Raw genomic sequence first — 302 nt, 5'->3', positions numbered from 1 at the left:
ACCCACTCGTACGCTGGATGGACGGCCTGGACTACAGCACTCAAGGCATGGTCATCACCTTTCACCTGCTCTACAACGTCAGCCGCTGCCTGATTCTGCTGCCGACGATTGGTCCGATGGCGCGGCTGTGCGAATGGCTGCTGCCCGAGCGGCCCGAGACCAATGGCAAAGCCAAGCCGCGCCATCTGGACCTGGCCGCGCTGGATACGCCAAGCCTGGCGCTGGCCAACGCCGCCCGCGAAACCCTGCGGCTCGGCGACTTGATCGACAGCTCGATGATCTCTGCCCAGCGGCGATTGTCC

At 64.6% G+C, this 302-nt stretch carries 1 pseudogene; it reads left to right on the top strand.

The window, feature by feature from the left end:
* Positions 1 to 17 precede the first annotated feature (17 nt).
* Positions 18 to 302: pseudogene (locus AC0L2F_RS35815) on the top strand (hypothetical protein); the annotation flags it as partial.

Source organism: Bradyrhizobium sp. Ken64 (assembly GCF_055807555.1).
The sequence above is the reverse complement of the archived record's forward strand: the minus strand, read 5'-3'. Positions and strand labels throughout refer to the sequence as shown.